At 49.6% G+C, this 23399-nt stretch carries 17 protein-coding genes, 2 tRNA genes and 3 rRNA genes; 16 read left to right on the plus strand and 6 right to left on the minus strand.

Annotated elements, in window-relative coordinates; all coding sequences use genetic code 11:
* Window positions 1–178 precede the first annotated feature (178 nt).
* From UNDYM_RS06715 to UNDYM_RS06740, 6 genes are all read left to right on the plus strand, one after another.
* Window positions 179–793 (plus strand): glycine zipper 2TM domain-containing protein, encoded by a 615-nt coding sequence (locus UNDYM_RS06715; protein WP_162040356.1) that lies wholly within the window; start codon window positions 179–181, stop codon window positions 791–793.
* A gap of 217 nt (window positions 794–1010) precedes the next feature.
* Window positions 1011–1847 carry an ABC transporter substrate-binding protein gene (locus UNDYM_RS06720; protein ID WP_162040357.1) on the plus strand — a complete coding sequence of 279 codons (837 nt, stop codon included), beginning with the start codon at window positions 1011–1013 and terminating at the stop codon, window positions 1845–1847.
* 81 nt (window positions 1848–1928) lie between these two features.
* On the plus strand, window positions 1929–3866 hold the full coding sequence (locus UNDYM_RS06725) for an ATP-binding protein (RefSeq protein WP_162040358.1): 1938 nt from the start codon (window positions 1929–1931) through the stop codon (window positions 3864–3866).
* Window positions 3867–3914: 48 nt separating this feature from the next.
* Window positions 3915–4631: a pseudouridine synthase gene (locus UNDYM_RS06730; protein ID WP_162040359.1), complete on the plus strand. Its 717-nt coding sequence runs from the start codon at window positions 3915–3917 to the stop codon at window positions 4629–4631.
* A 133-nt stretch (window positions 4632–4764) separates the two neighbouring features.
* A complete protein-coding gene (locus tag UNDYM_RS06735; RefSeq protein ID WP_162040360.1) occupies window positions 4765–5379 on the plus strand; it encodes a ParA family protein in 615 nt (204 codons plus the stop codon).
* A 137-nt stretch (window positions 5380–5516) separates the two neighbouring features.
* Window positions 5517–6125: a lysophospholipid acyltransferase family protein gene (locus UNDYM_RS06740; RefSeq protein WP_162040361.1), complete on the plus strand. Its 609-nt coding sequence runs from the start codon at window positions 5517–5519 to the stop codon at window positions 6123–6125.
* A gap of 41 nt (window positions 6126–6166) precedes the next feature.
* Here the strand turns inward: UNDYM_RS06740 and UNDYM_RS06745 are convergent, their stop codons facing one another.
* Window positions 6167–7252, minus strand: coding sequence for an acyltransferase family protein (locus UNDYM_RS06745; RefSeq protein WP_162040362.1), 1086 nt, complete (start codon window positions 7250–7252; stop codon window positions 6167–6169).
* Between the two features lie 330 nt (window positions 7253–7582).
* On the opposite strand from UNDYM_RS06745, the gene fliL reads away from it, so the two are divergent.
* The gene (gene fliL, locus UNDYM_RS06750) at window positions 7583–8230 is read left to right on the plus strand and encodes a flagellar basal body-associated protein FliL (protein WP_162040363.1); all 648 of its coding nucleotides are present in this window, start codon (window positions 7583–7585) and stop codon (window positions 8228–8230) included.
* Between the two features lie 235 nt (window positions 8231–8465).
* Here fliL and UNDYM_RS06755 read toward each other — a convergent pair whose 3' ends face one another.
* The 4 genes from UNDYM_RS06755 to UNDYM_RS06770 all read right to left on the minus strand — a co-directional run bounded on the left by UNDYM_RS06755 (window position 8466) and on the right by UNDYM_RS06770 (window position 11722).
* On the minus strand, window positions 8466–9332 hold the full coding sequence (locus UNDYM_RS06755; protein ID WP_162040364.1) for an EF-hand domain-containing protein: 867 nt from the start codon (window positions 9330–9332) through the stop codon (window positions 8466–8468).
* 100 nt (window positions 9333–9432) lie between these two features.
* Window positions 9433–10452, minus strand: coding sequence for an ATP-binding protein (locus UNDYM_RS06760; protein ID WP_162040365.1), 1020 nt, complete (start codon window positions 10450–10452; stop codon window positions 9433–9435).
* Window positions 10449–11234, minus strand: a complete 786-nt coding sequence (locus tag UNDYM_RS06765; RefSeq protein ID WP_304941428.1) for a response regulator — start codon at window positions 11232–11234, stop codon at window positions 10449–10451. Before UNDYM_RS06765 ends, UNDYM_RS06760 begins: the two co-directional genes overlap by 4 nt.
* Window positions 11235–11236: 2 nt before the next feature.
* Window positions 11237–11722 carry a CinA family protein gene (locus tag UNDYM_RS06770; protein ID WP_162040366.1) on the minus strand — a complete coding sequence of 162 codons (486 nt, stop codon included), beginning with the start codon at window positions 11720–11722 and terminating at the stop codon, window positions 11237–11239.
* A gap of 389 nt (window positions 11723–12111) precedes the next feature.
* Here UNDYM_RS06770 and UNDYM_RS06775 point away from each other — a divergent pair, with 389 nt between their 5' ends.
* Window positions 12112–12939, plus strand: a complete 828-nt coding sequence (locus UNDYM_RS06775) for an HDOD domain-containing protein (protein ID WP_162040367.1) — start codon at window positions 12112–12114, stop codon at window positions 12937–12939.
* Window positions 12940–13028: 89 nt separating this feature from the next.
* Here UNDYM_RS06775 and UNDYM_RS06780 read toward each other — a convergent pair whose 3' ends face one another.
* Window positions 13029–14636, minus strand: a complete 1608-nt coding sequence (locus UNDYM_RS06780; protein WP_162040368.1) for an NAD(P)/FAD-dependent oxidoreductase — start codon at window positions 14634–14636, stop codon at window positions 13029–13031.
* A gap of 887 nt (window positions 14637–15523) precedes the next feature.
* On the opposite strand from UNDYM_RS06780, the gene UNDYM_RS06785 reads away from it, so the two are divergent.
* The 8 genes from UNDYM_RS06785 to UNDYM_RS06820 all read left to right on the plus strand — a co-directional run bounded on the left by UNDYM_RS06785 (window position 15524) and on the right by UNDYM_RS06820 (window position 23394).
* Window positions 15524–17052 (plus strand): 16S ribosomal RNA (locus tag UNDYM_RS06785).
* 112 nt (window positions 17053–17164) lie between these two features.
* Window positions 17165–17241 (plus strand) — tRNA-Ile (locus UNDYM_RS06790).
* Between the two features lie 42 nt (window positions 17242–17283).
* Window positions 17284–17359 (plus strand) — tRNA-Ala (locus tag UNDYM_RS06795).
* Window positions 17360–17786: 427 nt separating this feature from the next.
* Window positions 17787–20660, plus strand: a 23S ribosomal RNA gene (locus tag UNDYM_RS06800).
* Window positions 20661–20916: 256 nt separating this feature from the next.
* Window positions 20917–21029: ribosomal RNA gene (gene rrf / locus UNDYM_RS06805) — 5S ribosomal RNA — on the plus strand.
* The 16S, 23S and 5S rRNA genes sit together here with 2 tRNA genes alongside, the layout of an rRNA operon.
* An 823-nt stretch (window positions 21030–21852) precedes the next feature.
* Window positions 21853–22467, plus strand: a complete 615-nt coding sequence (locus UNDYM_RS06810) for a GspH/FimT family pseudopilin (protein WP_162040369.1) — start codon at window positions 21853–21855, stop codon at window positions 22465–22467.
* A gap of 7 nt (window positions 22468–22474) precedes the next feature.
* Window positions 22475–23011, plus strand: a complete 537-nt coding sequence (gene pilV, locus UNDYM_RS06815) for a type IV pilus modification protein PilV (RefSeq protein WP_162040370.1) — start codon at window positions 22475–22477, stop codon at window positions 23009–23011.
* A gap of 11 nt (window positions 23012–23022) precedes the next feature.
* Complete coding sequence (locus tag UNDYM_RS06820) at window positions 23023–23394, plus strand: PilW family protein (protein WP_162040371.1); 372 nt, start codon at window positions 23023–23025, stop codon at window positions 23392–23394.
* Window positions 23395–23399: the final 5 nt, after the last annotated feature.

Consider the following 23399-nt stretch of genomic DNA (forward strand, 5'->3'; position numbering starts at 1 on the left):
GCCAATGAAACCCGCCGTCCGGCGGGTTTTTTTTATGTTGCAGAGATATTTCTTTCGTTCTGTTCTAATATGTAACTGTCAACTATTGTGATTTAAGTCATCAATTTCTCGTCCAGGCCGTTAATGTATGTATGTTTCGCAATGCGATACTGAACTTTGATTAACTGAGGAGTATTAAATGAATAAAAAATTGTTCCTGGCCAGCCTGATGCTGACTGCCGTGACGGGTGCATTTGCACAAAATATGACGGCCAAACAGCAATACGCTGCAGACAGCAAGCGCGCCACGCAAAGGTACAATGACGATAAAAGACTGTGTGCTGATGCTGGCAGTTCCTCAGCCAGAATGCAGTGTCTGCGTGACGCCAAGACTGAATACAATACAGCGCTGGCTGTTGCCAAACAAAATATGAGTAGCAGACCTGTAGCTGCGCCAGCCAATGCCAGGAACGAACCGGTTTGCCCTGATTGCGGCAAGGTTGTTGCTGTTGCCGTTGTGGATAAGGAAGGTGAGGGCGGTGCCCTTGGTGTGATCGCAGGCGGCGTTGCCGGTGCTTTGCTGGGTAACCAGGTTGGTGGCGGTACAGGCCGTGATCTGGCCACGATAGCCGGTGCTGCCGGTGGTGCGTTGGCCGGGCACAAGATAGAACAAAAAGTGAAGACCACCAAGGTATGGAATGTGACTGTCGCTTTTGATAATGGCAACAAGCAGACCTATTCTTTTGACCATGACCCTGGATTGTTGTCTGGCGATGCAGTCAGAAGTAGTGGTAATTCTGTCGTCAGGCGCTAAACTCCGTAGCATATAGAAAAGGATTGCCGTGTCCGGGCAGTCCTTATTCTGGCTGATTGCAAAGTGGTAAAAATCTTGCACTTATAGTCAGGATTTGGAGGAATTATTTTCTTTTTGGAAACCGTTCCTCCTTCACAACTACTTTCTTGCCAAGCCCAATTCCAGCAGTTAGACTTAGGCATCCATCCCCTCACGTTCTTGCCGAGAAGGTCGTGCCATGAAGCTTGATACATGCAAAGCCAGTCCTTCAAATAATGTCCAGTGGCAGTTGTTCTGCTATGCGGCATTGTTGTTGATGGCAGCATTCAGTTCAGCTGCGCATGCCAATGAGTCATGCAAGAGCCTTTTGGCAACTGGAAACCCTGAATATCCACCTTATCTGTGGCGCGATCCTGAAGATGAAAACCGTCTGATTGGGGCAAATGCAGAGTGGATGCAGTTATTGTCCAAAGAAATTGGCATACCTATAGACATTAAATATGTAGGCCCTTGGGGCCGTGTACAGGAAGAGGCCAAGCTGGGGCGTGTAGATTTGCTGGCAGGCGCATTTTTTACCCTGCCGAGGCTGGAATACATGGATTATTTCTACCCGGCTTTTCGTGAAACACGCACGGTCATCTGGACTCGCAATAATTATAATCTGCCGTACAAGAAATGGTCTGACCTGACGGGCAAGCAGGGGGTTACTGTGATTAACAACAGCTTTGGTGAAGACTTTGACCGTTATGCCAAAGAGTCTCTGAAGATATCCATGGTGCCCAGCCTTGAGCAGGCCTTGAAGATGCTCAGCCTGTCCCGTGCTGATTACCTGATTTATGAAGAAGACCCGGGCCTGGCCTATGTTGCCAAGCTGAATATCACTGGCTTGAAAACCGTCACGCCACCGATCACAAATGAAAATTTATATTTGACCCTGTCCCATAAGTCAGCCTGCAATACGCCAGAAATGCGTGGCCGTATTGCCAAGGCAGTCTATAAGCTGGACAAGCAAAACGTGATGAATAAACTCATCGCGGCAAATATACAATTGTGGCGTAAGCAACAATCGAAGTAACCGCTGCAAACAACAGGTATTCCATTGCGTACACTCTCCCTCCGACAAATTCTTATTATCGGCGTTGTAGTTGGCATCGTATTGCCCGCGATTGTTCTGGGGCGTTTCCTGGTGCAGGACAGGTATGAGCGGGAATTGCAACTGCGTGTACGCAATCCCATGTCGCAATATGCCGATATGCTGTCGCGCGGCATGGCAGTGCCGGTCTGGACGCTGGACAAGGCGGTCGCCAATCAATTCATACAAGCCGTCATGCGCAACCCCGAAGTGGTCAGCGTGGAAGTGCTCGATGAATCCAAGTCCATTTTTGCCCACAGCAGCAAATTCAAGAAAGAGGGTGCCAAATTCCTGCGTGAAGAGCGCCCTATCCTGCTGGAAACCAAGGTCATAGGCAGCGTCATGCTGGAGCTGACTACCGAGCACATAGAAAAAGAATTATGGGCTGACTTTCTTAAACTGGGACTGGCCTTGCTGGTGCAGGTCGTGTTTTCTTTTATCCTGATCTGGCTATTGTTTGAACGCCGGATCGTCAGGCCCATCATGGAATTGCAGTTGGCGACCGGGCGGCTGGCGCGGGGCAAACTGGATCAGCCACTTGAATGGGTTAGGCAGGACGAAATAGGTAATCTGGCACAGGGCCTGGACAAGATGCGCCTGAACCTGGGACGTTTGATCACGGAACGCGAAGCGCAAAATATCACCCTGCAACAGGAACTCAATGAGCGTTTGCGCGCCGAGCAGGCACTGAAGGTGACCGAAGAGAAGTTCATTGGTATTTTCCAGGCATCACCCGTCGCCATGACGGTACTGCGCAAAAGCCAGCACTACAGCATGATCGATGTCAATGATGCCTGGGTCAGGCAATTCTACTGGTCACATGATGAAATTCTCGGGGACAACGAAACCCAGAAAGCGCTGTGGCGCAACGAAGCTGATTTCGCGGAGATACTGCGCATCATAGAACGCGATGGTGAAATTCACGACTATGAAGCCTGGCTGACTTGTGGGAAGCAAGAAAAAGTCATTCTCTGCCAGGTGTCGGGACGCATGATCAGACTCGGTAATGAACCCCTGATTATTCTGGTGCAGGAAGACATTACCGAAAAACGCCAGAATGAGCAGGAAATCCGCAACATGAATACCACGCTGGAGAGACGGGTTTCTGAGCGTACCCAGGCGCTGGAAGCTGCTAACAGTGAATTGACTGTGGTCCTGGAAAACCTGCAGCGTGCGCAGCGGGAGTTACTCAGGACAGAAAAAATGGCGGCGCTGGGCTCCCTGGTCGCGGGTGTCGCGCATGAGCTTAATACGCCCATAGGCACCAGCGTTACAGTGGCCAGCACCCTGGCACAGCATACCGATGCTGTACTGGTTGAATTTGAAAAAGGCTTGCGTCGTTCGGTACTGGAGGAGTACCTGAGAAATGCCAAGACTGGTGCCGATCTACTCTTGCGTAACCTGAGCAAGGCATCGGAACTGGTGATCAGTTTCAAACAGGTGGCCGTCGATAGAACCAGTGCCAACCGCCGTGTCTTTGCGCTTGATGAAATGTTGTCTGAGCTGATCCTGACCATGGGGCCTACCATACGCAAGACCCGCCATGATGTTGTTCATGGCGTTCCCCCGAAACTGATGATGGACAGCTATCCGGGACCATTGGGGCAAGTGATGACCAACTTGATCAACAATGCTTTTATTCATGGTTTTGAAGGCGATTATCGTGGCACGGTCAGTATCACGGCGCGTATTTTTGATGAGAATTTCGTCGAAATAACTGTACGCGACAATGGCAAGGGCATACCAGAAAGCAATCTGGGGCGCATTTTTGATCCCTTCTTTACGACTCGTCTGGGTTTGGGAGGGAGTGGTCTGGGTCTCAATATTGTCTATAACCTGGTGACAGGTATCTTGGGCGGTAATATCGTGGTTGAAAGCGAGATTGGTAAAGGGACCTGCTTTAAAATCAGCTTGCCTCTTGAACCAAAGCTGGTGGATGAAGATGTCGCCGAAGTCCATTGAGAGTGCGAGTACTAGCGGTGCGGGTGCTACATCTGATAAAGTCGCGGCATGACAAAATTAAGCTTAGATAAAATCCTGCAATCACAAGGATTTGGAACCCGAAAATATTGCCGCGATCTGGTGGAAGATGGTGAAGTCTCCATCAATGGCGAAGTGATACGCAACGTCAAGACCAGTTTTGAAACCCAGGGCCTGCAATTTCATATCTTTGAAGAAGACTGGGAATACCGCGAGCGCGTGTATATCGTCCTCAACAAACCGGCAAACTTTGAATGCTCACGCAAGCCCAGCCACCATCCCGGCGTATTGACACTCTTGCCCGAACAATTCAGCTGGCGTGACGTGCAGCCTGTGGGGCGGCTTGACCATGATACGACTGGCATGTTGCTGATGTCAGACGATGGCCCGTTTATCCATGCGCAATCTTCACCCAAGCGCCACGTACCCAAAGTGTATCAGGCAACAACGGCTGAGCCGGTGACCGAGGAGCTGGTGAGCTTATTATTGCAAGGTGTGAAACTGCATGATGAGCCTGCTCCACTGGCTGCCGTACATTGCCAGAAGTTGGGGGAACATCTGCTCGAAATCGTGCTGGAGCAGGGCAAGTACCACCAGGTCAAGCGCATGCTGGCCGCCGCAGGCAATCATTGCGCCGCCTTGCAGCGTACTGCTATAGGCAAATTGACACTGGAATCGCTGGAGCTGGAAGAGGGTGAGTGGTGTTATCTGACTCCTGAACATCTGGCTTTACTGGTGCCTGCCTGAACTTTTTGACGGTGTTGACAGGCGTCAGGTGGTTTTATGTATGCCCTGGATCAGATGAAGTCTTGCTATCTTCCGGTGAATATGGATAATCTGATCAGATGCTGTAGTTCTTACACTGTCAAAAGGAGCGGACATGCCTGTCATTGCAATTGTCAATCCCAAAGGGGGCGTCGGTAAAAGCACGGTGGCTACCAACCTGGCTGGCTATTTTGCTGCGCATGGTCATAAAGTCATGCTGGGGGATACTGATGTGCAGCAGTCTTCCCGCACATGGCTGACATTGCGGCCACAAAATTTGCCGCAAATCCAGCCCTGGGATATTGCAGATGGCCATATATTAAAACCGCCAAAAGGTACTACCCATGTCGTACTGGATACTCCTGCAGGCCTGACGGGAAGCAAGCTCGATATGGTGCTGAAGTCCGCAGACAAGATCATCGTACCCTTGCAGGCATCGATTTTTGACATCCTGGCAACGGAAGAATTCCTGAAAAGCCTGTCCCAGCATAAAAAAAATGGTTACCAGATAGGCATTCTGGGTATGCGCGTAAATACCCGCAGCAAGGCAGCCGAGCAGCTTGAGCATTACGTAGGCCAACTGGGTTTGCCCGTTCTGGGGTTTTTGCGGGATACACAAAACTATATACAACTGGCGGCCCATGGCGCCACCTTGTGGGATGTCGCGCCATCCAGGGTGGAAAAAGACTTGCCGCAATGGGAACACATTGTGAATTGGGTCAAGACTTGATAGCCTGTTGTGACATCGCTTTCGTTAATTAATCTAAAAAAAGCTGATTTTTATTCCCCTTAGTTGCCACTGCTCACTATAATGCCGCTTGCTTGAAGAGAAGGCAGAATTCTCTTTTCTTATCAAAGACTTACGGCATGCATCTTACCATTTTTGAAACTCCCATCATTAATACCTTCATGCGCTGGTTGTCCATTATCGGGCTTAAACTGGCTGGCTGGAAGGTCGAGGGTATTGTTCCTGCCGAACAAAAATATGTCCTGATCGCCGCCCCGCATACCAGCAACTGGGATTTCCCAGTAACTCTGATGGTGTGTTTTGCCTTGCGTCTGCGCGTCTACTGGATGGGTAAGTCCAGCTTGTTTCCACCTGTATTTGGGCATGTCATGCGCTGGCTGGGCGGTATTCCGGTCGATCGTAGTAAATCTGGCAACTTGGTGCAGGGTACGGTAGATGCCTTCCATGCCAATCAAAGATTGACAGTCATTGTCCCGCCCGAAGGTACCAGGGGCAAGGTCACTCATTGGAAAACCGGGTTTTACTACATCGCACTTGGTGCCGGTGTGCCGATTGCACTTGGTTATCTTGATTTTAAGCGCAAGGCAGGTGGTATAGGCAAGATGTTCGCGGTGAGTGGTGATATTGAAGCAGATATGGCGCAGATACGTGAGTTCTACTGTGGCATCTCAGGCAAGAATCCTCAGCAGTTTGACGAAGGCAAAATACAGACGAAAACTCAGGACTGAGCAAGTAAGGCGCTGACCCGGATTCGTATATCAGTGCAGATTCAAGGTTCTTGCTGTACAGGATTTTTCTGGACATCCTGAGCGTCTATGACCAGTCCTGCTGGCTTGCTGACCGTTTGAGGGATCAGCAGCCATGCGAGCGGATCAAGGATCAGACGCTTGGTGAGGGCTTCAGTTTTTTCATGCGCACATACCCATGTGATAGCCATGGAAACCAGAACTGAAACCGCCAGGGCTACAGTATTTTCATGCTTGAAAATGGCGCGCAATACACCAGTTTCTTGTAATATGATTAATGCCATCCCATGCCACACCAGAACATAAATAGAACGTTTACCTATCTGTGCCATACGCAGGTCTTTTTGCGCCAGCAAATACAGGACGGACAATCCGATTACTGTTGATGCGGCATACTGCAATAACTGATACATGCTACCAGTAAGGTTGGCCATTTCCAGCCTGTGCAATGAGTAACTGCCATAGAACCAGCGGTAGTCAAAATCACTCTTAAGCATGAAGGCTGCAATGAGCGCTGCCACGACGACGACTGCACTGACCAGCAATCTCTCCTTCTTTTTGACATTGAATATGTCAGGACCGAGCTTCCAGCCTAACAAGAAGTAAGGGAAGAAGATCAGGGTACGTGAAATACCAAGGAAATAGCCCGCATGTTCAGAGTAGCTGCCAGCCAGCGACAGGGCCAATGCCAGCATGACCCCAAATTGCATGCGCGAAAACAAAGGCAACAGCAGGCGCCAGCACAACAGACTCAGTAAATACCATAGCATCCAGTAAGGTGCGACCAGCCCGGCATAGACACTGGCCGTGCCTTTCAGGGCAAATTCGGTCGCTTCATAAATGATTTCAAAGCCTATCAACGGTACCAGCACGGTAGAGATCAGTTGAGTGGCATTTTTATCATCCCAGCTAGCCTTGGAAAACATGCCAGACATCAGGGCAAACATGGGCATGTGGAAGGAGTAAACAAAAATCCAGATAGAACGCAAAACATGATCCTCGCCCACGTAAATTTCTATCAGATGGCCAAACACGACTAAAAAAATCAAGACGGCCTTGATATTGTCTATGCTGGTATTTCTGATTTTGGGAGTTGTAGGATTGGTCATGCCTGTCCAGGTAGTGCGGGGGAATGCCGCCATGATAGCGAAATTGGCTGCTGATATACACTCTTAGTTTGTAACGAAGCATTTAAATTCCGCTACTTGAGCAATATGTCGGGGATGGCAAGGGATGCCAGGGTATGGTCAAGATCAATCATCCAGATAGCATAAAAACAAAAATGAGACTAGGGTTTTTTTCGTCACCATCCCTGGCAATTTGATGAATTTGGGTAAAATATGGGCTATGCTTTCCATACTTTAAAATTTCCGCAAGGAAATTAAATGCACTGCCGATGTTTCGAATATCTGGACATGTGCAAGCTATAAGAGGTAGTTATGTCTAAAGATAGGTCAAAGGCCAGCCTGCTTAGTGCTCAGCTGGATTTTGAAGCGATAGATGGAAGTGAGCCCAACAAAACAGATCCTGCGCTGGATTTTGATATGGGAGTAGGGACGTCCGCCGCTCAGGCGAAAGGCCCAGCACCTAAAGGCAGCGCCAGCCCTATACCCAATTCAGCACCTGCATCCAAGCCCCGCACACCAGCACTTGCCAAAAAAACAGTGAAAAACCCGGGAGTAACCAAAGATCGTTTCGGTATTTATGCGGCTATCATCGTCATGCTTGGCTTTGCATGCTTGCTGGCAATCTTTTTCTATATCCGTAGCGCCACCAGCAATGCAGCTGGCTTAAGTTATTTTGTCTTGCCGCAGCAAGTCGCAAACCTGAACGGGCAGGTGGTGCGTATGCAAGTGACGATACAAGTCCGCACTGAGGATAAGGAATGGCTATTTGAAAACAAGAAAGTATTAACGAATATATTTCAAATCGAATTCGCCAAAATTGATCCTGACGATTTACATAGTGAAGAAGGATTTGACACGGTCAGGGCGCAACTTAAATCTGGTTTGAACTCTGCTTTGCAGACAGACAAGATAGAGTCTGTGCTTATCAATGAATTATTGATGCAGAACCGGGAGCAATAATTACTGAGAGCTCCCCGAATCAGGAAAACGGCAAGGCACATGATCTAGTGGACTGTCACATTGGAAATCGGAGTGCCCGCCATGTGCGCGATGATCATGGCAGCGTTGCAAGTACTCGCGATAGCCCCGCTATTGCTGTGTTCATTTATTCAACCCTTGCCTTGCCCTGATGCGCCGGGCACATGTCCTTCACTCTCAATTCCACTGCGACAGTCCACTACATGTGCTTTTGTCTTTATGCGCTGACGGATATACTTTGATTACTGGCGCTGGTTGATGGTGAGCTGTACGCACGCAATAACTGTAGCGCTTTTTTGAACAGTGCGGCGTCGGTATTCGTACTGCTGTTACCTGTCACCGAACTGGTCGTTCCATCCGATGCGCTGCCAGTGCTGCCAGAACTGCTGCTTGTGCTGGAACTGCTTGTACTGGTAGTAGCGCTCGCACTGGTCGTTGTGGACGTGTTGCCCGTCTGTGCAGTACTGGCTTTTTCCAGGTAGGCCAAGGTTTCTTGCAGACTGACCTTGCCATCCTGATTGGTATCGGCAGCGTCAAAGTTCTGTGCCACCTTGCTCAGCGCCGCACCGGCACTGCTATTGGTTTTGCCCACTTCTGTCGATAAATCCGTCAACTGGGTTTTATCCAGACCCTGATCGCCACCTTCACCACCTCCTGGTGCCGGAGGTGGAGGCGGTCTCGATCCCTCTGCGCCACGCGTGCGTCTGGCATTGAATTGTGTTTCCAGGGCATCGCCGAGTTTTTTGATGCCATCGCTAAACTCGCTTTTGGTGACCTTGCCATCGCCATCACTATCGAGTTTTTTGAACAAGTCATTGATGCTGGCGCTATTGCCGCTGGCATTGGCAGAACTTGTGCTGCTGTCAATGCCGCTAGTGCTGGCGGTGTTGGTGGATGACGATGATGCGATATTGCCAAATGCACTTTCCAGATCCGAGACTTCAAGATAGCCCTGATTCTTGGTATCAAGCTTGGAAAAAACACTTTCCGCTATCTTGCTGGTATCACGTTCCTGTCTTTGGGGGCGGCCAGTTTGCGGGAAATAACTGCCGGAACTTCCACTCACTCCACTGATGCTGCTCATTGTGCTCTCCTTCAGTCATGCGTTGTCGTGATCTGAAGTGTCGCATCCACATGTTGCCTGCTTGTGTCTGCTTTGTATCGGCTTTGACACAAAGAGGAGTTCAGTTCCTTGGCAGGCGTAATTCCACCATCAAGCCTTGATTGCCTGGGCGGTTTTTTAGTATCAGGCTGGCCTGGTGGCGTCTGGCGATTTCCCTGGCAATGCTGAGCCCCAGGCCAACACCACCAGTATTTCTATTTCTGGAAACAGCCAGGCGGACGAACGGGGCGAATACCTTTTCCAGCTCTGCTTCAGGTATACCAGGACCCTCATCCTCAATAATGATGAACAATTCATGCTGGCTATCATGCAAACTGATTTGTGCAGTCTTGCCATAAGCAATCGCGTTTTCCAGCAAATTGCTGATGCAGCGTCTCAATTCATTTGGCAGGGCCATCAAAGGGCGGGCTTCTCCATGCATGCTGACAGCTTTGCCTTCTTCCTGCATATTATCGACAATCGCAGCTACCAGCGACGTGATGTCCAGCATTTGCGGTGATTCCTCGCTGCCACGCAGGTAATCCAAAGTCGCGTCCAGCATCAGGCGCATCTCTTCTATATCGTCGAGCAGTTTTTCACTTGCCTCATTGTGTAGTTGTTCTATACGTAGCTTCATGCGCGTCAATGGCGTGCGCAAATCGTGGGAAACGGCTGCCAGAAAACGCTCCCGCTCTTCCATTTGCTGGAACAGACGTTCTTGCATCTGATTAAAGACCCGGGCACTCTGGCGTGCCTCTGCTGGCCCTGTCTCTGGAATCGCCAAAGGTTCTTTATGCTTGCCCAGCTTGCCTGCCGCTTCTGCCAGTAGTTGCATGGGGCGTGCCAGACTGCGCGAGCCTGCCCAGGCCGCCACTGCCAGTAACAGCAATTGTATGGCCATGCTCAGGCAAAAACCCAGGAACGGGCCATGCAAGATGCCGTGCGGGTGATGTTGTGGCAGATGCGCCGGAGGGGGCGGTGGACGGTGATCTCCCAGAAAAACAAATAGCAGGATAAAGGTGATGATGTGGCTCACGACCACCGCAGCCATGGCCAAGCCAAACAGACGGCTGAAGATGGTATCGCGCAACAGCTTGTTCATGGCACGCTGGCGTTAAACAGATAGCCTTCGCCACGTATGGTTTTTAATAGGGCAGGGTGACGAGAGTCATCGCCCAGTTTTTGGCGCAGGCGCGACACCAGTAAGTCTATGCTTCTGTCAAAGACTTCAGTCGATTTATTGTGCGCAAAATCGATCAGTTGGTCGCGGCTGAGTATCTGCCCCGGTCTTTTAAGAAAGGCAAGCAAAAGCCTGAATTCTGCATTTGATAGTGGAATAATCAGTTTATCCGGGCTACATAATTGCCGTGTAGGCAAATTCAATACCCAGGCATCAAAGCGTATTTCTGTTGCCTTGTTCTCCGTGGCTTCTTGCGTTTGCTTTGCCGAGGTATGCGCACGTCTGCTGACGCTTTGTATGCGCGCGACCAGTTCACGGGTATCGATGGGCTTGATCAGGTAGTCGTCAGCGCCTGATTCCAGGCCTTGTATCTTGTCTGCAAATTCACCGCGGGCAGTCAGCATGATGACTGGCGTACTGGCATGGCGGCGTAGCTGGCGCAGCAGGCTCAAACCGTCTTCGCCAGGCAGCATCAAGTCCAGCAAAATTACATCGAAATTGTGGGACTGCAGCGCCGCGCGCATTGCCAGACCATCTTGCACGGCGACGCAGCTTATATCAAATTTCCCGAGGTAGTTGCTGAGCAATTCTGCAATTCCGGCATCATCATCTACCAGCAATACGTGCAGGCGACCTGCCTGGGCATGTAAACCTGATGACTGATGCTGGAGCGAATTTGCAATTGCCGATGATGCAGTCAGCAATTTTATAACTCCTTGATATACCTGAGTAATTTATCCAGGGCATGAACGACAGTCTGTTCCCTGACTGATTTTCTGTCGCCGGCAAATACCAAACGTTCGGTATGAGGGACACCGCCGACTATCCAACCAAAGCAAATGGTTCCTACGGGTTTGCCTGGGACTGCTCCAGTCGGCCCGGCAATGCCGGTGGTGGATAAGGAAAGGTGCGCTTCGGAATTGGCAAGGGCACCTTGTGCCATGGCAGCAGCAATTTCTTCACTGACAGCACCATGCTGGGCTATCAGCGCTGCGGGTATGTCGAGCAATTCGGTCTTGGACGAATTGGAATAAGTCACAAAGCCACAATCAAACCATTCCGACGATCCGGCAATTTCTGTAATGGCGTGGGCAACGCCGCCGCCTGTGCAGGATTCGGCGACGCTAAGTATCAGTTTTCTGGATTTGAGTTCTTCACCGACTTGTGTTGCGAGTTCTATGGCATTTTGCATGATGCGTCTCCTGGCTGCTGGCTCTGACTGGATGTACTGTTTCAAAACCTGTCCTGCATTACTCTAAACTACTTTACCACCATGTACCCTCTGAAGTGAAGTAAAGAAACAAGTCAAAAAGTAAGCTGACGGGAAAGTAACAAATTGCATGTGCGCATGTAAAAAGTGCTATGCAACATATTGTTTGCCGCTCCCAATTGTTAGCAATCTTGAGTTAAGCGATGCATGCAGCAAAAAAGCATTTCTGAAAAACCAATATCAGAGTATGATTTTTGATAGCAATGCGCATTCTTCCTGTTTGCTCAGGGAATTTGCTGAAGGTGTATCAATTTCCGGAAATAATAAGAGGCATAGACCTCTTGTATCTACATCCCCAAAGGAGATGCCCTATGAAAATCGAGAATCTGTTTCAGCAGCAAAATGCTTTGCCGTCGATACCCAAAGTCGTCCAGGAAGTCATCGACAGTTTTAATAATGATGATGTCTCCATAGACGAGATTGCCCGCAAGCTGTCTGCCGACCAGGTCCTCAGCGCAAAACTGCTGCGCCTGGCCAATTCCTCCTATTACCATGCTTCAAGAACGGTTGGCTCGGTTGATGACGCTGTGCTGATGCTGGGTTTTATGACCGTACGTACTTTGGTTGTCAGCAGCGGCCTGACCAGCGGCTTTAAAGCCATGCCCGGGGTGGATCTGAAGCAATTCTGGCGCTATAGCCTGCACACTGCTGTCGTATCCAAATGGCTGGCAAAGAAAACGCATTGCAATTCTGATTTTGCCTTTACCGTTGGGTTGATGCATGCCATAGGCCAGCTGGTCATGCATGCAGGCATGCCAGAGCAAATGCTGCAAGTCGATAAAACGGCTGGCCCGCTGGACCCGCGCAGGGCAGATGTGGAGCGCACATCCTTTGGCTATGATTTCTTTGATGTGGGTGTTGAGTTGGCCAAACGCTGGCGTTTCCCTGTCACCTTTGCTACTGCCATTAAAGCTTGTGGTGAACCATTACAACAATCAGAGTTCGATCAGATCGGTGCAGTCGTACACATAGCGTCCTGGTGCGCCCGGTGTGAGGAGGGGCATTATTCCAAAGAAGAACGCGAAGCCACTTTCCCGGCAGATGTGGCAAAGAAACTGGGAATTAAGTCAGAACTTATCCTTGACGAGATGCCGCCACTGGCAGAGTTGGCTGCCGGACTGGAAGACCTTCTGGGTTGAGTTAGTTTGGATAGTTTGAGGTTCGCATGAAAAAAATGGCAAAAACCATAGCGGTTTTTGCCATTTTCATGTGTGCTGTCAGCTCAGCTTTATAAGCTTGCCTGAATATCGAGAGCAACTGCCTCAGCAACTTTGATGCCATCAACTGCAGCAGACAATATCCCCCCGGCATAACCTGCACCTTCGCCCGCAGGATACAGACCGCGAGTATTCAAGCTTTGCAAATCGTCGTCATTGCGCTTGATACGTATGGGGGAAGATGTTCGCGTTTCCACGCCAGTCAAAATCGCATCCTTCATGGCGAAGCCTTTGATTTTCTTCTCAAATTCCGGCAAGGCTTCACGTATGGCCGTGATGGCAAATTCGGGCAACACTGTCGCCAGATCGCACAGGGTAATACCAGGCTTATAGGATGGTTCTACCGTTCCCAGCGCTGTAGATGGGCGGGCTGCCAAAAAGTCACCGACCAACTGGCCGGGTGCATTGTAGTTGCCGCCACCAACCTCATAAGCCTTTTCTTCCAGCGCCCTTTGCAAATCAATGCCCGCTAATGGGTTGCCAGGATAATCAGCAGGTGTAATGCCAACCACGATAGCTGAATTCGCATTGCGTTCATTGCGAGAATACTGGCTCATGCCATTCGTCACAACACGGCCAGGTTCAGATGTCGCTGCCACTACCGTCCCACCAGGACACATGCAGAAGCTATACACAGAGCGACCATTTTTGGCGTGATGCACCAGCTTGTAATCTGCCGCACCCAATATCTTGTTGCCTGCGTTAGGACCAAAGCGCGCTTTGTCGATCACAGATTGCGGATGTTCCACCCTGAACCCTATGGAAAACGGTTTGGCTTCTACATATACGCCACGATCAGCAATCATCTTGAAAGTATCGCGCGCACTATGCCCTATCGCCAGCACCACATGAGCAGTTTCTATATACTCATTGTCATTCAGTCGCACGCCCTGAACCTTGCCATCAACGATATCGATGTCCGTCACTTTTTGCTCGAAGCGTATCTCGCCACCGAGTGCCTCTATATTATGGCGCATCTCTTCTATCATCTTCACCAGACGGAAGGTGCCAATATGAGGCTTGCTGACATACATGATCTCTTCAGGCGCGCCGGCCTTGACGAATTCCGTCAATACTTTACGACCATAGTGCTTGGGGTCCTTGATCTGACTATATAGCTTGCCATCAGAAAAAGTGCCTGCACCACCTTCCCCAAACTGCACATTTGATTCCGGCTTCAATTCACGCTTGCGCCACAGACCCCAGGTATCCTTGGTGCGCTCACGCACAGTCTTGCCACGCTCCAGCACGATAGGGTTAAACCCCATTTCCGCCAGCAGCAGTGCAACAAACAAACCACAAGGCCCAAAGCCGATCACGACCGGGCGTTTAAATTGCTTTCCATCCGCATGCGTGACAAACTTATAGGAAGTATCTGGCGTCTCGGATAATTTCGTGCGGTTTCTGTGGCTGGCCAGCAATGCAGTTTCATTCGTTGTCTCTACATCGATTGTGTAGATCAAAATGATCGCCGTCTTTTTACGCGCATCATAGCTACGGCGGAATACCGTAAAATTAATCAGTTCTTTTTCTGTTATTCCTAATTCCTTCAGCACGGCAGCTTTCAGCTCGTCTTCTGCATGGTCCAGCGGGAGTTGTAAATCGGTAATGCGCAACATAAATTCGGTCCGGATAACACTAATGACGAATGATCTGCTTATATGTATATACATAAGCAGATGTCTTGTTAGTGGTTTGATGAATTCGCTATTTTACCTGCATGTGCTTTGATATAAGGATTTCCCTGCACGAAAAGCTGTTATCGGCCTGGTATGTAAGCTTGGACCTGTGTTGTCGCCAAGCGAAATGCTATTAATGTAGACGCCCGTCGGCCCCGTCGCAGCGCATGCAGGAGCCCAGCGTCGTCCGGTGCTAATCCGTAAAGCGCATTACGAAGCAATACGCCCCCCTCAAAAAAATAATAGGTGCGCGCAGCGCACCTATTGATTTTGCCTTTCTGCCTTTCTACAAACGGCTAAATAATTTACGCCAAAGGCTTGCAAAGGGGAGGGGAAGTTTGCTATAGTTCGCCTCCCGCTGAAGAGCGGGTGAGAAATGAAGCAAAGCCGGAGATTGAGCGGAGAAGTAAAGGCTGCGGAAAGATCTGGTTGCTGTGAATAGTTTGCAACGGTTTAGCTAGTTCGCAAGAACGAAACAAAACGAAATGAGTTGCAGGTGTTGACAGCGAAAGTAAAGTGCTTCATAATCTCGTTTCTCTGCTGCTGACGCACACAACGCTGCGACGCAAAGCTGGATCAGAAGATGGTCTGGCAGGGTAGAAAAGATTTCGGTTCTTTAACAATTAACAGTCAATAAATGTGGGCACTTGGTGAAGCGCACCAAGCAACTTAGGTTGTTTGGAATGCTTAAATAATATAGCAAGTGTTCACAAGAAATAACAAAGCAAGACGATGATTTAGTAATAGATCATTGAACTGTCAGTATTTTGAGTGAGCGACATGTCACGTATGTGACATAGACAAGAAATTGTCGAAAAACAGAGATTAAACTGAAGAGTTTGATCCTGGCTCAGATTGAACGCTGGCGGCATGCCTTACACATGCAAGTCGAACGGCAGCGCGGGGTAACCTGGCGGCGAGTGGCGAACGGGTGAGTAATATATCGGAACATACCCTAGAGTGGGGGATAACGTAGCGAAAGTTACGCTAATACCGCATACGCACTAAGGTGGAAAGCGGGGGATCGCAAGACCTCGTGCTCATGGAGTGGCCGATATCTGATTAGCTAGTTGGTAGGGTAAAAGCCTACCAAGGCGACGATCAGTAGCTGGTTTGAGAGAACGACCAGCCACACTGGAACTGAGACACGGTCCAGACTCCTACGGGAGGCAGCAGTGGGGAATTTTGGACAATGGGGGCAACCCTGATCCAGCAATGCCGCGTGAGTGAAGAAGGCCCTCGGGTTGTAAAGCTCTTTTGTCAGGGAAGAAACGGTGGTTCCTAATACGGACTGCTAATGACGGTACCTGAAGAATAAGCACCGGCTAACTACGTGCCAGCAGCCGCGGTAATACGTAGGGTGCAAGCGTTAATCGGAATTACTGGGCGTAAAGCGTGCGCAGGCGGTTTTATAAGTCTGATGTGAAATCCCCGGGCTCAACCTGGGAACTGCATTGGAGACTGTAAGGCTAGAGTGTGTCAGAGGGGGGTAGAATTCCACGTGTAGCAGTGAAATGCGTAGATATGTGGAGGAATACCGATGGCGAAGGCAGCCCCCTGGGATAACACTGACGCTCATGCACGAAAGCGTGGGGAGCAAACAGGATTAGATACCCTGGTAGTCCACGCCCTAAACGATGTCTACTAGTTGTCGGGTCTTAATTGACTTGGTAACGCAGCTAACGCGTGAAGTAGACCGCCTGGGGAGTACGGTCGCAAGATTAAAACTCAAAGGAATTGACGGGGACCCGCACAAGCGGTGGATGATGTGGATTAATTCGATGCAACGCGAAAAACCTTACCTACCCTTGACATGGAAGGAATCCCGAAGAGATTTGGGAGTGCTCGAAAGAGAACCTTTACACAGGTGCTGCATGGCTGTCGTCAGCTCGTGTCGTGAGATGTTGGGTTAAGTCCCGCAACGAGCGCAACCCTTGTCATTAGTTGCTACGAAAGGGCACTCTAATGAGACTGCCGGTGACAAACCGGAGGAAGGTGGGGATGACGTCAAGTCCTCATGGCCCTTATGGGTAGGGCTTCACACGTCATACAATGGTACATACAGAGGGCCGCCAACCCGCGAGGGGGAGCTAATCCCAGAAAGTGTATCGTAGTCCGGATTGTAGTCTGCAACTCGACTACATGAAGTTGGAATCGCTAGTAATCGCGGATCAGCATGTCGCGGTGAATACGTTCCCGGGTCTTGTACACACCGCCCGTCACACCATGGGAGCGGGTTCTGCCAGAAGTAGTTAGCTTAACCGCAAGGAGGGCGATTACCACGGCAGGGTTCGTGACTGGGGTGAAGTCGTAACAAGGTAGCCGTATCGGAAGGTGCGGCTGGATCACCTCCTTTCTAGAGTAGCGCGTAGTTAAGTGTCCACACTTATTGACTGTTAATGATAATGAACAGAGAACGGTTTGCGTCGGGGTAGCAATGACCGGACAGCGACTGAAGGTTCAGTAGCGGGTCTGTAGCTCAGTTGGTTAGAGCACCGTGTTGATAACGCGGGGGTCGTTGGTTCGAGCCCAACCAGACCCACCAGGTTGATTGAATAAAAGTGGAATAAAGCTTTTATTTGAATATGGGGGATTAGCTCAGCTGGGAGAGCACCTGCTTTGCAAGCAGGGGGTCGTCGGTTCGATCCCGTCATCCTCCACCAAGAAATCGCAAACCTAAGTCAGCGAATATCAGTAAGTAGTTAAGTACTGATAAAAAGTAAAACGTTGAGATTTAGGTTTGTACTTTCAAAGCGAAAGACATAGTAATAAGTAGTTCTCGTTCTTTAACAATTTAGAAGAAGTAAAGTAGAAATAATCAAAATTATTTCTGTAAAGAGAAGTCAGCGCAGTCAGTAATGACAGTGTTGATGGAAATTATGGAAGGGTTGTGATTGTATCGAACAAACATAGTATTAAAAGCGAGTTTGAAAAAGCTGTCGAAAGACAAGTTTTAGAAATATCAAATTCCTTGAGATACGGCAAACGCTAAAGTAATACTCATAAGTAGTAAAGAACTATAACCGGTTTTTGGTGATGAACCTGAAGTTGAAGAGATTCAATGACAGACACCAGAGGCTAACGTTATAGGGACAAGTGACTAAGTGCACATGGTGGATGCCTTGGCGATATCAGGCGATGAAGGACGTAGTAGCTTGCGATAAGCTGCGGGGAGTGAGCAAACACACATTGATCCGCAGATTTCCGAATGGGGAAACCCGGCCGTAAGGTCATTGCAACCTGAATACATAGGGTTGCAAAGCGAACGTGGCGAACTGAAACATCTAAGTAGCTACAGGAAAAGAAATCAACCGAGATTCCCAAAGTAGTGGCGAGCGAAATGGGAAGAGCCTGCAAGATTTAGCATCTTTGATAATAAAACGGAATGGAAAGTCCGGCCATAGAGGGTGATAGCCCCGTATATGAAATCATCGGTGTGGAACTAAGTTTGCGACAAGTAGGGCGGGACACGAGAAATCCTGTCTGAACATGGGGGGACCATCCTCCAAGGCTAAATACTCGATATCGACCGATAGTGAACCAGTACCGTGAGGGAAAGGCGAAAAGAACCCCGGGAGGGGAGTGAAATAGAACCTGAAACCGTGTGCATACAAACAGTAGGAGCGGACTTGTTCCGTGACTGCGTACCTTTTGTATAATGGGTCAGCGACTTACATTCAGTGGCAAGGTTAACCGCATAGGGAAGCCGTAGAGAAATCGAGTCCGAATAGGGCGAATCAGTCGCTGGGTGTAGACCCGAAACCAAGTGATCTACTCATGGCCAGGTTGAAGGTGCGGTAACACGCACTGGAGGACCGAACCCACTAATGTTGAAAAATTAGGGGATGAGCTGTGGGTAGGGGTGAAAGGCTAAACAAACTTGGAAATAGCTGGTTCTCTCCGAAAACTATTTAGGTAGTGCCTCAAGTATCACCGACGGGGGTAGAGCACTGTTATGGCTAGGGGGTCATCGCGACTTACCAAACCATTGCAAACTCCGAATACCGTTGAGTGCGAGCTTGGGAGACAGACATCGGGTGCTAACGTCCGGTGTCAAGAGGGAAACAACCCAGACCGCCAGCTAAGGTCCCAAAGTATAGCTAAGTGGAAAACGAAGTGGGAAGGCTAAAACAGTCAGGAGGTTGGCTTAGAAGCAGCCACCCTTTAAAGAAAGCGTAATAGCTCACTGATCGAGTCGTCCTGCGCGGAAGATGTAACGGGGCTAAGCTATACACCGAAGCTGCGGATATCCGTAAGGATATGGTAGGAGAGCGTTCTGTAAGCCTGCGAAGGTGACTTGTAAAGGTTGCTGGAGGTATCAGAAGTGCGAATGCTGACATGAGTAGCGATAATGGGGGTGAAAAGCCTCCACGCCGTAAGCCCAAGGTTTCCTGTTCAACGTTCATCGGAGCAGGGTGAGTCGGCCCCTAAGGCGAGGCAGAGATGCGTAGCTGATGGGAAGCAGGTTAATATTCCTGCACCGTCGTATGATGCGATGGGGGGACGGATCGCGGAAGGTTGTCCGACTGTTGGAATAGTCGGTTTTTAACCTGGAGAAGGCTGTTAGGCAAATCCGGCAGCGTAATTCAAGGGGTTGAGACGAGTGAATTTATTCACGAAGCAATCGGAAGTGGTTCCAAGAAAAGCCTCTAAGCTTCAGTCATACGAGACCGTACCGCAAACCGACACAGGTGGGCGAGATGAGTATTCTAAGGCGCTTGAGAGAACTCGGGAGAAGGAACTCGGCAAATTGGTACCGTAACTTCGGGATAAGGTACGCCCTTGTAGTTTGACTGCCCTGCGGCAGAAGGACGAAGGGGTTGCAATAAACTGGTGGCTGCGACTGTTTAATAAAAACACAGCACTCTGCAAACACGAAAGTGGACGTATAGGGTGTGACGCCTGCCCGGTGCTGGAAGATTAAATGATGGGGTGCAAGCTCTTGATTGAAGTCCCAGTAAACGGCGGCCGTAACTATAACGGTCCTAAGGTAGCGAAATTCCTTGTCGGGTAAGTTCCGACCTGCACGAATGGCGTAACGATGGCCACACTGTCTCCTCCCGAGACTCAGCGAAGTTGAAATGTTTGTGATGATGCAATCTACCCGCGGCTAGACGGAAAGACCCCATGAACCTTTACTGTAGCTTTGCATTGGACTTTGAATCGATCTGTGTAGGATAGGTGGGAGGCTTTGAAGCGTGGACGCCAGTTTGCGTGGAGCCATCCTTGAAATACCACCCTGGTTTATTTGAGGTTCTAACCTTGGCCCGTTATCCGGGTCGGGGACAGTGCATGGTAGGCAGTTTGACTGGGGCGGTCTCCTCCCAAAGTGTAACGGAGGAGTTCGAAGGTACGCTAGGTACGGTCGGACATCGTGCTAATAGTGCAATGGCATAAGCGTGCTTAACTGCGAGACTGACAAGTCGAGCAGGTACGAAAGTAGGACATAGTGATCCGGTGGTTCTGTATGGAAGGGCCATCGCTCAACGGATAAAAGGTACTCTGGGGATAACAGGCTGATTCCTCCCAAGAGTTCATATCGACGGGGGAGTTTGGCACCTCGATGTCGGCTCATCACATCCTGGGGCTGTAGCCGGTCCCAAGGGTATGGCTGTTCGCCATTTAAAGTGGTACGTGAGCTGGGTTTAAAACGTCGTGAGACAGTTTGGTCCCTATCTGCCGTGGGCGTTGGAAGTTTGAAGGGGGCTGCTCCTAGTACGAGAGGACCGGAGTGGACGAACCTCTGGTGTATCGGTTGTCACGCCAGTGGCATTGCCGAGTAGCTATGTTCGGAAGAGATAACCGCTGAAAGCATCTAAGCGGGAAACTCGCCTTAAGATGAGACTTCCCAGAGACTTGATCTCTTTAAAGGGTCGTTCGAGACCAGGACGTTGATAGGCTGGGTGTGGAAGTGCAGTAATGCATTAAGCTAACCAGTACTAATTGCCCGTAAGGCTTGTCCCTATAACCTTAGCAGGTAATAGGCTACGACAAGTATTGTGAAGTGTTTGCGAAATGTGCCTCTGTGAAAATCAATAGAACAGAGAGCAAGTTCGACAGCAGTCACAACCACCACAGTAAGCGATGGTCTCGCTTACTGTGAAAATTAAGTAATTCTTGATTAGTGCGAATAAGATCGCACACTCTACGACACTTCTTCTGAATTGGATTTGTTGCAGGCCACAAAACAACGTGACCCTCAACGAATCAACAAGTTATGCCTGATGACCATAGCTAATCGGTACCACCCCTTCCCATCCCGAACAGGACCGTGAAACGATTACGCGCCAATGATAGTGCTGCAACCAGTGTGAAAGTAGGTTATCGTCAGGCTTTTATTCCGCAGACCCCCACTCAAGCAATTGTGTGGGGGTTTTGCTTTTGCTCGAACGGAAATATCCCGGGTCGCAGCAAACAAAAACTACGTCAAGACCTCTCAACACAGAGACACTGAGACACAGAGGGGCACTGAGAAAGGCGAGAACGGCAAAAGAACAGCAAAAACATGCGAACTTCTCTGTTTTTACTCTGTGACTCAGGCACTTTGTATTTTATTCTTGAAGCACTGGCATCCAATTCATCTCAATAGAGTGCGCCGTGCGCACTGCTTCTTCATTGCTCAATCGCTTTCTTATTCACCGCACGGCCCGTCAACCAACGACACTGGGCTCCAGCCTTCGCTGGAGCGACGATAATCTGGCTAATTCTCTTATGACCAGAACGGCTGGCTGCCTGCATCGCTGCTCAACTTGCTGGATAGTTCAAATCTTTGCATTCGGATGCGCGTATTTCAGCGTGAAAACTTAACATCGTCGCTCCTGCGCAGGCAGGAGCCCAGTGGCGTTCTTGGATTAACAGAGGCGTCCGCTTGGGGATAGGTACTTATCCAGTCACTTAATTTATGCGTATTTTGAGTATGTGTTGTGACAAATTAATCTGAAACCATCAACTCATCGCCGTAGCTCAGGCAGAAGATTGAGATGATAACGTCGTAACCGCGTAAACTAGTGATCTAAAGTCAAAACTCAAAAAACGAACTCGCGTGGTATAAACTGATCCCTCTCGCACGATGGATACGATTTTTAATATCCACTCATCAGTTTAAGCATACCGTTAATCGACTAGCTTTTGATTCCGGGATGCAATTACGCATATCATGTCTGAAACTAAGGTGACAAAAATGACCAGTCAATATCAAAACCGATCTGAGCGGCAAAGTGGGTACACAATCATTGAAGTGATGATTGTTGTTGCCATTATCGGAATTATTTCAGTATTTGCAGTACCCCAGTTCAGGAATACGCTGAGTGGTGGTCGTGTGCGGACTACGACAGATGCGCTACTGCATGATTTGCTCCTGGTAAAGACTATTGCACGTGAGCGGGGGGGCGGCATAGTGATCTGTAAGAGCGATAACCCAGAAGCTGCGATACCGGCATGTTCTGCTGTGGCGAGTAATGCACTAGGCAATACTGGCTGGGCAGGTGGCTGGATTGCCTTCAAGGATGCAAACAGTGACGGACAATTTAATGTTGGTGAAGATTTGTTGTTCGTTCAACCTGCAACCATGCGGGCTTTTACCGAAGGCTCTGTTGTTCCAAATCCAAATGTGCAGGCGCTGACTTTTAATGCGACAGGGCAAAATATGGGAGGGGCAGTGCAATTTTACGTGAAAGGTAATGACCCAGATGCAACCCGTGACCGGTATGTATGCGTCGGCATTGGGGGCGGATACTGGTTTCAAAAACCGCTGCCTGTAATTGAGAATTGAGAGCGCCATGAAACAACATAAATTGAAAAAGCAGGCTGGTGCGTCGATGGTGGAGATCGTTGTGACGATCATTATCATTGCAATTGGTTTGCTGGGCGTCGCCAGTTTGCAGGCAAACACGATGCGGTACTTAAAAGTTGCCAATCAACGCACCGAGGCTACTCAGGCCGCATATGATTTGAGTGAGCGCATGCGTGCAAACGGTCAGGGTGTTAGGGATTCTGTCACAGGCGCTACGTCATACACTTACGTGACAGCCTATGCGACGACGGTTGCAAGCTTGCCTGCCATGCCGACTTGCGGCGGTCCCCGTTGCACTCCTGCTGAGGTTGCTGCCATCGATATCAATGACTGGCTGAGAGGCTTATCAAATCGCCTGACTGATGGTGCGGGGTATATCGTCCCAGTTGCACCGACAGGGTACGATGTTATCGTGATGTGGAAGGAAGCTAACCTGACTATTGTTGACCCAGCATGCCCTACGGCTACCGCTCCGGCACCTGGTATAGGTGTGCGTTGTTTCACTGTCAGGTTTTCGCCATAACTGAGGTAAATATGAAAATGACGAATTTACGCTATCAGCAAGGCCGGACTTTGGTGGAGTTGATGATCTCCCTTGCAATTGGTTTAATTATCATGCTGGCTGTCAGTACTTTGTATGTGACCAATACACAGACGTACAGGGTAACCGATGACAAAGCGCTCATGGAAGAAGATGGCCGTCTGGCTTTGGCTACTTTGGCATTCAATTTAAGAATGGCTGGATATGGACAATTGATAAATGGTGCGCCTTCTACGGCTGCGGGTGGTGGTTTGACTAATTTTACTGGGGTAGGCCAGGCTATCGAAGGGTGTACTGGTGGCTTCTCTTCAGCTACTGCCGTCCCCCTGTGTGCGCCGGTGGTACCAACCCCGACTCATTTCTGATCCGG

This window comes from Undibacterium sp. YM2 (assembly GCF_009937975.1).
Taxonomy (GTDB): domain Bacteria; phylum Pseudomonadota; class Gammaproteobacteria; order Burkholderiales; family Burkholderiaceae_D; genus Undibacterium.

Bases quoted from the DNA above. Each gene is read 5' to 3' on its own strand.
- UNDYM_RS06715 (WP_162040356.1), top strand. From the start codon at position 179: ATGAATAAAAAATTGTTCCTGGCCAGCCTGATGCTGACTGCCGTGACG.
- UNDYM_RS06720 (WP_162040357.1), top strand. From the start codon at position 1,011: ATGAAGCTTGATACATGCAAAGCCAGTCCTTCAAATAATGTCCAGTGG.
- UNDYM_RS06730 (WP_162040359.1), top strand. From the start codon at position 3,915: ATGACAAAATTAAGCTTAGATAAAATCCTGCAATCACAAGGATTTGGA.
- UNDYM_RS06735 (WP_162040360.1), top strand. From the start codon at position 4,765: ATGCCTGTCATTGCAATTGTCAATCCCAAAGGGGGCGTCGGTAAAAGC.
- UNDYM_RS06740 (WP_162040361.1), top strand. From the start codon at position 5,517: ATGCATCTTACCATTTTTGAAACTCCCATCATTAATACCTTCATGCGC.
- UNDYM_RS06745 (WP_162040362.1), bottom strand. From the start codon at position 7,252: ATGACCAATCCTACAACTCCCAAAATCAGAAATACCAGCATAGACAAT.
- fliL (WP_162040363.1), top strand. From the start codon at position 7,583: ATGTCTAAAGATAGGTCAAAGGCCAGCCTGCTTAGTGCTCAGCTGGAT.
- UNDYM_RS06755 (WP_162040364.1), bottom strand. From the start codon at position 9,332: ATGAGCAGCATCAGTGGAGTGAGTGGAAGTTCCGGCAGTTATTTCCCG.
- UNDYM_RS06760 (WP_162040365.1), bottom strand. From the start codon at position 10,452: ATGAACAAGCTGTTGCGCGATACCATCTTCAGCCGTCTGTTTGGCTTG.
- UNDYM_RS06770 (WP_162040366.1), bottom strand. From the start codon at position 11,722: ATGCAAAATGCCATAGAACTCGCAACACAAGTCGGTGAAGAACTCAAA.
- UNDYM_RS06775 (WP_162040367.1), top strand. From the start codon at position 12,112: ATGAAAATCGAGAATCTGTTTCAGCAGCAAAATGCTTTGCCGTCGATA.
- UNDYM_RS06780 (WP_162040368.1), bottom strand. From the start codon at position 14,636: ATGTTGCGCATTACCGATTTACAACTCCCGCTGGACCATGCAGAAGAC.
- UNDYM_RS06810 (WP_162040369.1), top strand. From the start codon at position 21,853: ATGTCTGAAACTAAGGTGACAAAAATGACCAGTCAATATCAAAACCGA.
- pilV (WP_162040370.1), top strand. From the start codon at position 22,475: ATGAAACAACATAAATTGAAAAAGCAGGCTGGTGCGTCGATGGTGGAG.
- UNDYM_RS06820 (WP_162040371.1), top strand. From the start codon at position 23,023: ATGAAAATGACGAATTTACGCTATCAGCAAGGCCGGACTTTGGTGGAG.